Annotated in this window: 7 protein-coding genes; all 7 read left to right on the forward strand. The window is 71.9% G+C overall.

The window, feature by feature from the left end:
- Nucleotides 1-218: acyclic terpene utilization AtuA family protein (locus SACSA_RS26460; RefSeq protein WP_048877022.1), on the forward strand; the 218-nt coding region annotated here is incomplete at its 5' end.
- Nucleotides 218-532: an AtuA-related protein gene (locus tag SACSA_RS0120390; protein ID WP_019819687.1), complete on the forward strand. Its 315-nt coding sequence runs from the start codon at nt 218-220 to the stop codon at nt 530-532. The genes SACSA_RS26460 and SACSA_RS0120390, both read left to right, overlap by 1 nt.
- Nucleotides 533-848: 316 nt before the next feature.
- Entirely contained in the window at nt 849-2,102 is a 1,254-nt protein-coding gene (locus SACSA_RS0120395) for a glycine cleavage T C-terminal barrel domain-containing protein (RefSeq protein ID WP_019819688.1), read from the forward strand.
- A 31-nt stretch (nt 2,103-2,133) separates the two neighbouring features.
- Nucleotides 2,134-3,000, forward strand: a complete 867-nt coding sequence (locus SACSA_RS0120400) for a methylenetetrahydrofolate reductase (protein ID WP_019819689.1) — start codon at nt 2,134-2,136, stop codon at nt 2,998-3,000.
- A 17-nt stretch (nt 3,001-3,017) separates the two neighbouring features.
- On the forward strand, nt 3,018-4,709 hold the full coding sequence (locus SACSA_RS0120405) for a formate--tetrahydrofolate ligase (RefSeq protein WP_019819690.1): 1,692 nt from the start codon (nt 3,018-3,020) through the stop codon (nt 4,707-4,709).
- A gap of 13 nt (nt 4,710-4,722) precedes the next feature.
- Nucleotides 4,723-7,245 (forward strand): GcvT family protein, encoded by a 2,523-nt coding sequence (locus SACSA_RS0120410; RefSeq protein ID WP_019819691.1) that lies wholly within the window; start codon nt 4,723-4,725, stop codon nt 7,243-7,245.
- A gap of 34 nt (nt 7,246-7,279) precedes the next feature.
- On the forward strand, nt 7,280-7,657 hold a 378-nt coding region (locus tag SACSA_RS0120415), incomplete at its 3' end, for an electron transfer flavoprotein subunit beta/FixA family protein (RefSeq protein ID WP_408640290.1).

Consider the following 7,657-nt stretch of genomic DNA (forward strand, 5'->3'; position numbering starts at 1 on the left):
AGGCGGGCGAACCGGTCGAGGTGCGGCTGCGGGTGTCGGCCCGCACCGGGGACGCGGCCTCGGCCGCGTGGGTCGGGCGCGAGGTCGAGGCGCTCTACACCAACGGTCCTGCCGGTGGTGGCGGCGCTCGTTCCGACGCCCACGAGGTCGTCGCCGTGCGGTCGGCCACCGTGCCGCGGTCGGCCGTGCGCACCGACGTCCACGTACTGGAGGTGTGATGCCGACCGTGCTCGTCGACGACCTCGCCGACGTCCGCGCCGGGGACAAGGGCGAGACACTCATGCTGGCGGTCTTCCCGCGTGATCACGCCTGTTTCGCCGTTCTCGACCGCGCGCTGACCGCCGCGCGGGTGGCGCGGCACTACGGCGTCGGCGACGACCACCAGGTCACCCGCACCGTGGTGCCCGGACTGCCCGCGCTGGTGTTCGCGGTACCGGGACTGCTCACCGGGGGTGTGACGGCGTCGGCCACCTTGGACGGCCACGGCAAGACGCTGAGCTACCACTTGCTCACCTTGCCGTTGCCCGGCTGACGAGGACGCCGGACCGCGCGGGGCGGTCTCGTGTACGGGTCGGCAGCGGGGCTCCGCGCGGGCGTGCCGTGGACGCGCGGAGCCCCGTCGCGGAAGCGGGTGGGGCCTCGCCCGGGCGTGTGCGAGCGGGGCGCGCGGACCCCGCTCCGACCAGGAACGATCGGAATTTCTCGCCGCGCGAGAGACGCCCGTTCGGAGCACTTGACGCAGCCCGGAGAGCGGTCGCACACTGTTGTATATATCACAACGTGATGCGCATAGCGCAACAAACCCCTGATCTTTGTCCCCCGCATCGGGCGCGAATCGAGGTGCCCCCATGGCTGATGTCATCCACCACAGCTTCGACAACACCGTCAACACCGTTCCCCCACAGACCACGCCGACGGCGGAGGCGGCGGGCACCCCCGTCCCGAACCCGGCGGTGATGCTCTACACGAGGCTGCGCAAGTCGCCGTACTTCTGGAAGTCGCGTGAGCAGGGCGTGGCCTGCTACAGCGTCTACAACCACACCTATCACCCCCGGCACTACGGCGACCCGATCGGCGAGTACTGGGCGCTGCTGCAAGGGGTGACCGTCTGGGACGTCGGCGTCGAGCGCCAGCTCGAGATTTCCGGCCCGGACGCGTTCGACTTCACGAACATGCTCGTGCCGCGCGATCTGAGCAAGTGCGACGTCGGGCAATGCAAGTACGTGTTCGTCACCGCACCGGACGGCGGGATCATCAACGACCCGGTGCTGCTGCGGCTCGAGGAGAACCGGTTCTGGCTCTCCCTCGCCGACAGCGACGTCGGGCTGTGGGCGATGGGCCTTGCCCACTCGGGCGGCTGGGACGTGACCATCCGGGAAGCCGACGTCGCCCCGTTGCAGATCCAGGGACCCCTGGCCAAGCAGGTGATGACCGACCTGTTCGGCGCCGACATCCTCGACGTGCCGTACTACCGCCTGCGGGAGTTCGAGCTCGACGGCATGCGGGTCGTGGTCAGCCGCACCGGCTACTCCGGCGAAGTGGGCTACGAGATCTACCTCGTCGACGCCTCGCGGGACGCGCACCGGCTCTGGGACGCGGTCTGGGAGGCGGGAACCCCGCACGGGCTGCGGCCCATCGGGCCGTGCCACATCCGCCGGATCGAGGCCGGGATGCTCGCCTACGGCTGCGACATCACGCTGGACACCAACCCGCTCGAGGTCGGCTACGACTACCGGTGGATGGTCGATCTCGACCAGGAGGCCGACTTCGTGGGCAAGGAGGCGCTGCGCGCGGCCAAGGCCGAGGGCATCAGCAGGCTCATGGTCGGCGTCGAGATCGGCGGCAGGCCGCTCGGCAGCTACAACGACGGGTCGATGATCGAGCCCTTCGGTGTCCACGCGGGAGGGACCGAGCCCGTCGGGCGGGTCACCAGCGCCTGCTACTCGCCGCGACTGGACCGCAACATCGGCCTGGCGATGGTCCCGATCGAGCTCAGCGCGGCGGGGACCGAGCTCGGCATCGCCACCCCGGACGGCCTGCGCGGGGGTGTGGTGGTGGAGAAGCCCTTCATCGACCCCCGCAAGGAGACGCCGAAGCTCTGACAGGGCAGGCGGCAACGGAAAGGGGATCGCGATGCGGCGGCGACGGAACCAGCCCGGCGTGCGCGACGCCGGCGCGCTGAGTGGCCTCGGCACGGCGCTGGACCGGGTGCGCTACGAGGTGTTGCCCTTGCCCAGCGTGCTGGAACAGACGGCGACGTTGCCCGAGCGCTCGGTCGTCACCGTCACGGCATCGCCGACCAAGGACCTCGACGCGACCGTCGAGGTGTGCGAGAAGCTCGCCGCGCAGCGGTTGTGCGCCGTGCCGCACCTGGCGGCGCGGCAGGTCCGCGACACGGCGCACCTGCGGGACCTGCTCGACCGTCTCGACGGAGCCGAGATCGACGAGGTCTTCGTCGTGGGCGGCGACGCCGAGGCGCCCGGTGGTTTCCGGGACGGGCTCGCGCTGCTGCGGGCGATGGAGGAGCTGGGACGGCTGCCCGCCCGGGTCGGGGTGCCCTCCTACCCGGAGGGACACCCCACGATCCCCGGCGACCGGCTCTGGCAGGCGTTGCGGGACAAGCAGGCCTACGCCGACTACACGGTCACGCAGCTGTGCTTCGACGCGGCGGCCGTGTGCGCCTTCGTCGACCGGGCGCGGGCCCACGGCATCACCCTGCCGGTGGTGGCCGGGGTGCCCGGCATGGTCGACCGGGCGAAACTGCTCACCGTCGGCGCGCGCATCGGCGTGGGGGACTCCCTGCGGTTCCTGCGGCACAACCGGTCGCTGGTGCGCGGACTGATCGGCCGGCGCGGACACCAGCCCGAGACACTGCTCGCCGACCTCGCCTCCCGGCGGGCCGACGGCGCGTGCGCGGTCTCGGGCCTGCACTTCTACACCTTCAACAGAGTCGGTGCGACCGCGCGGTGGGTCACCACGGCCCGCGAGCGCGGCACGTGAGAAAGGCGGAAGGGGCCATGCCGTCGAACCTGGAGATCTCCCGCAACGCCGTCCGCAAACCGCTGACCGAGGTGGCCGCGGACATGGGCATCGGCCCGGACCTGGTGGAACCCTACGGGTCCACGGCGGCCAAGATCTCGCTCGACGCGGTGCCGGAGCTGGCGCCGCGCCCGCCCGCCCGGTACGTGGTGGTCTCCTCGATCACGCCCACCCCGCTGGGGGAGGGCAAGACGACCACCACGGTCGGGCTGGGGCAGGGGTTCGGCCACGTCGGCAAACGCGCGGTCGTGGCCATCCGGCAGTCGTCGATGGGGCCCACGTTCGGGATCAAGGGCGGCGCGGCCGGGGGCGGCTACTCGCAGGTCGTGCCGATGGAGGCGATGAACCTGCACCTCACCGGCGACCTGCACGCGGTGGGCTCGGCGCACAACCTGCTCGCCGCGATGATCGACAACCACCTGCACAAGGGCAACGCCACCGACCTCGACCCGTTCGCGATCACCTGGCGCCGGGTGCTCGACGTCAACGACCGGGACCTGCGCCACATCGTGACCGGACTCGGTGGGCGGCCGGACGGCATCCCCAGGGAGACCGGATTCGACATCACCGCCGCCAGCGAGGTGATGGCGATCCTGGCGCTGTCCACGTCGCTGCGCGACCTGCGCGCCCGGCTCGGGCGGATCGTGGTCGGCTACGACCGCGCGGGCGCCCCGGTGACCGCGGAGCGGATCAAGGCCGCGGGCGCGATGTGCGTGCAACTGCGGGAGGCGCTGAAACCGAATCTCATGCAGACCGTGGAACAGACGCCGGTGCTGGTCCACTGCGGACCCTTCGGCAACATCGCGCACGGCAACTCCTCCGTGCTGGCCGACCTGATCGGCATCCGGGGTGGGGACTACCTCGTCACCGAGGCCGGGTTCGGCGCCGACATGGGCGCCGAGCGCTTCTTCAACATCAAGTGCCGGGCGTCGGGACTCGTGCCGGACGCCGCCGTCGTGGTGGTCACCGTGCGCGCGCTCAAGGCACACTCCGGCCGGTACTCGGTGGTGGCGGGCAAGCCGTTGCCCGACGAGATGCTGGCCGAGAACCCGGACGACGTGTACGCGGGCGCGGCGAACCTGCGCAAGCACCTCGCCAACATCGCCGCCCACGGCGTGCCCGCGGTGGTCGCGGTCAACGCCTTCGACACCGACTTCGACAGTGAGCAGCGGGCCATCCTCGACATCGCCGCCGAGGAGGGGGTGCGCGCCGCGGTCAGCACCCACGTCGCCGAGGGTGGCAAGGGCGCGGCCGAGCTCGCCGACGTGGTGGCCGCCGCGTGCGACGAGCCGTCCACGTTCACCCACCTCTACCCCGACGACCTGCCGCTGGCCGACAAGATCGACACGATCGCCCGGCGGATGTACGGCGCCGACGGCATCGAGCTGAGCCCGACCGCGCGCAGGCAGCTCGACACCTATACCCGGTGCGGCTTCGGCTCCCTGCCGGTGTGCGTGGCCAAGACCCACCTGTCGCTGTCGGCCGATCCGTCCCGCAAGGGCGCGCCGAGCGGCTGGCGGCTACCGGTGCGCGAGGTCCGCGCCTCGGCCGGAGCCGGTTTCGTCTACCCGATCTGCGGGGACATGCGCACCATGCCCGGACTGTCGTCGCACCCGGCGGCCGAGAACATCGACATCGACGAGGCCGGCCAGGTGGTGGGGCTGGCGTGAAGGAGGGATCGAGATGACCGACCTACCGGCGCGCGCCGACGTCGTCGTCATCGGAGCGGGCATCGTCGGCAACTCGGTGAGCTACCACCTCGCCGAGGCCGGGTGGCGCGACATCGTGCTGCTCGACAAGGGACCCCTGCCCGACCCCGGTGGCTCCACCGGACACGCCTCCAACTTCATCTTCCCGGTCGACCACTCCAAGGAGATCACGGCGCTCACGCTGGACTCCATGCACCAGTACGAGAAGCTCGGCACGCTGACCACCTGCGGCGGGGTCGAGATCGCCCGCACCCCCGAGCGGGTCGAGGAGCTGCGGCGCAGGATGGCCTCGGCCACCGCGTGGGGTGTGGAGTCGGAGCTGGTGGACGCGCGCCGCGTGGCCCAGCTCGTCCCGTTCGTCGACCCGGACCTGGTGCTCGCCGGGTTCCACACGCCGTCGGTGGCCGTGGTGGACCCGTTGCAGACCGGGGCGCTGATGCGCCAGCAGGCCAGCGCGCAGGGCGCGCTGACCGTGGCGCCGAACACCGAGATCACCGGCATCCGCACCGAGGGAGGCCGGGTGCGGGGCGTGGTCACCGACGCCGGGGAGATCGCCACCGACACGGTGGTCGTCGCCTGCGGCGTGTGGAGTCCCCGCATCGGAGCCATGGCGGGGGCGCACATCCCGCTCGTCCCCGCGGTCCACCAGATGATCGACGTGGGACCGATCCCCGAGCTGGCCGAGACCCACACCGAGATCGCCTACCCGATCGTGCGGGACATGGACGCCATGATGTACGAGCGGCAGAGCGGCGCGGATTTGGAGATCGGCTCGTACGCGCACCGCGCGATCCTGCACGAGCCCGACGAGATCCCGTCGCTGGCCGCCGCCGCGCTCTCGCCGACCCAGCTTCCGTTCACGCACGAGGACTTCGATCCACAGCTCGAGGACGCGCTCGCGCTGTTCGGGTCCGTGTTGGACAATCCCGACGCCGGGGTGCGGCATGCCATCAACGGACTGCTGTCGTTGACACCCGACGGCGCACCGGTGCTCGGCGAGACGCCCGAGGTCGCCGGGCTCTGGTCCGCAGCGGCGGTGTGGATCAAGGAAGGCCCCGGGGTGGGGCGGATGCTGGCGGAGTGGATGACGCACGGCACCACCGAGATCGACCTGCACGGCGCCGACATCGCCCGCTTCTACCCGCACCAGCGCACCCCCGCGTCGGTGCGGGCCCGTGCCAGGGAGGGCTTCAACAAGACCTACGGCATCGTCCACCCCCGTGAGCAGTGGGAGTCGGGGCGGGTACGCCTGTCGCCGTTCCACACGCGCGAGCGGGCGCTGGGCGCCGAGTTCTTCGAGGTCGGTGGCTGGGAGCGGCCGCACTGGTACGAGTCGAACCGGCCGTTGCTCGAGGAGTTCGGTGACGCGGTCCAGCACCGCGCCCACAAGTGGGACGCGCGCTGGTGGTCGCCGATCACCGACGCCGAGCACCTGGCGATGCGCGAGCGGTGCGCGATGATCGACCTGTCCGCGTTCGCGCAGTTCGACATCCGCGGACCCGGCGCCTGCGACTACCTCCAGCGGGTCGTGCTCGCCCAGGTCGACCGCCCCGTCGGCAGGTTGATCTACACCCCGGTGCTCACCCCGGACGGCGGGTTCCGCAGCGACCTGACCGTGGCCCGCCTGGGGGAGCGGCACTACCGGGTGATCACCGGCGGCGCCGACGGCGCGCGGGACCGGTTCTGGTTCGAGCGCCTGCTTCCCGAGGACGGCTCGGCCACGCTCACCGACGTCACCTCGGCGGTGTGCACGCTCGGATTGTGGGGGCCACGCGCTCGGGACGTGCTCGCCTCGGTGGCCGACGAGGACGTCTCCGACGCCGCGTTCCCGTTCGGCACGGCGCGGGCGATCACGATCGACACCGTGCCGGTGCTGGCGCTGCGCGTGTCCTACGTCGGCGAACTGGGCTGGGAGTTGCACGCGTCGTTCGAGCAGGGTCAGCGGCTGTGGGACGTGCTCGCCGAGGCGGGCCGCCCGCACGGGATCGTGCCCGCGGGCATCGGCGTCTACGGGACCACGGGGCGGATGGAGAAGGGCTACCGGCTCATGGGCGCCGAGCTCGACGCCGAGCACGATCCCGTGGAGGCCGGGCTGGCGCTGCCGAAGGTGAAGGCGGCCGATTTCGTGGGCAAGCAGGCGTACCTGCGGGCGCGGGAGGGACAGCCTGCCGCGCTGCTGTGCACGCTGACGATGGGCGGGCCGGACGAGCACACCGACGAGACCGGGGTGGTGCGCTACCCGCAGGGCGGCGAGCCGATCGTCACCGGCACCGGGGAGCGGATCGTCGACCGCAAGGGCCGCCCGTCCCACGTCACCAGCGCCGGGGCCGGGCCGTCGCTGGGCACCCATTTGTTGATGGCGTATCTGCCCCCGGCCCACGCGGTCGACGGCACCCGCCTGGCCGTGCGGTACATGGAGCGGCACTACCCGGTCACCGTGGCACGGGTCGGCCGCCAGCCGTTGTTCGACCCCGACGACACCCGGATGAAGTCGTGAGCAGGGCAGGTGTGCGATGGATGTGCTCGTCTGTGTGAAACGGGTCCCGGCGCTGGGCGCCAAGGTGCCGCTGGAGCCCGACGGAAGCGGCATCGACACCCGCCACCTCGGGTTCACCGTGGGCCCGCACGAGGAGTGCGCCGTGGAGGAGGCCGTGCGGCTGGCCTCGGCGCACGGCGGCACCGCGACGGTGCTGGCGGTGGGCCCACCGGAGGCCGCCGAGCAGGTGCGGTACGCCCTCGCGATGGGCGCCCACCGTGGGGTGCTGGTCGACACCGGGACGGAGGAGACCGACCCTCAGGCCACCGCCGACGCGATCGTGCGCGCCGTGCGTGAGCTCGGCGCGGCCGACGACGGCGCCCGGGGCGGCATGCCGTTCGACCTGGCCCTGTTCGGCCAGGCCTCCGCCGAC

It is taken from the genome of Saccharomonospora saliphila YIM 90502 (assembly GCF_000383795.1).
Classification (GTDB): domain Bacteria; phylum Actinomycetota; class Actinomycetes; order Mycobacteriales; family Pseudonocardiaceae; genus Saccharomonospora; species Saccharomonospora saliphila.

Excerpts from the sequence above, each read along its gene's own strand:
- SACSA_RS0120390 (WP_019819687.1), top strand. The coding sequence starts at position 218 with ATGCCGACCGTGCTCGTCGACGACCTCGCCGACGTCCGCGCCGGGGAC.
- SACSA_RS0120395 (WP_019819688.1), top strand. The coding sequence starts at position 849 with ATGGCTGATGTCATCCACCACAGCTTCGACAACACCGTCAACACCGTT.
- SACSA_RS0120400 (WP_019819689.1), top strand. The coding sequence starts at position 2,134 with ATGCGGCGGCGACGGAACCAGCCCGGCGTGCGCGACGCCGGCGCGCTG.
- SACSA_RS0120405 (WP_019819690.1), top strand. The coding sequence starts at position 3,018 with ATGCCGTCGAACCTGGAGATCTCCCGCAACGCCGTCCGCAAACCGCTG.
- SACSA_RS0120410 (WP_019819691.1), top strand. The coding sequence starts at position 4,723 with ATGACCGACCTACCGGCGCGCGCCGACGTCGTCGTCATCGGAGCGGGC.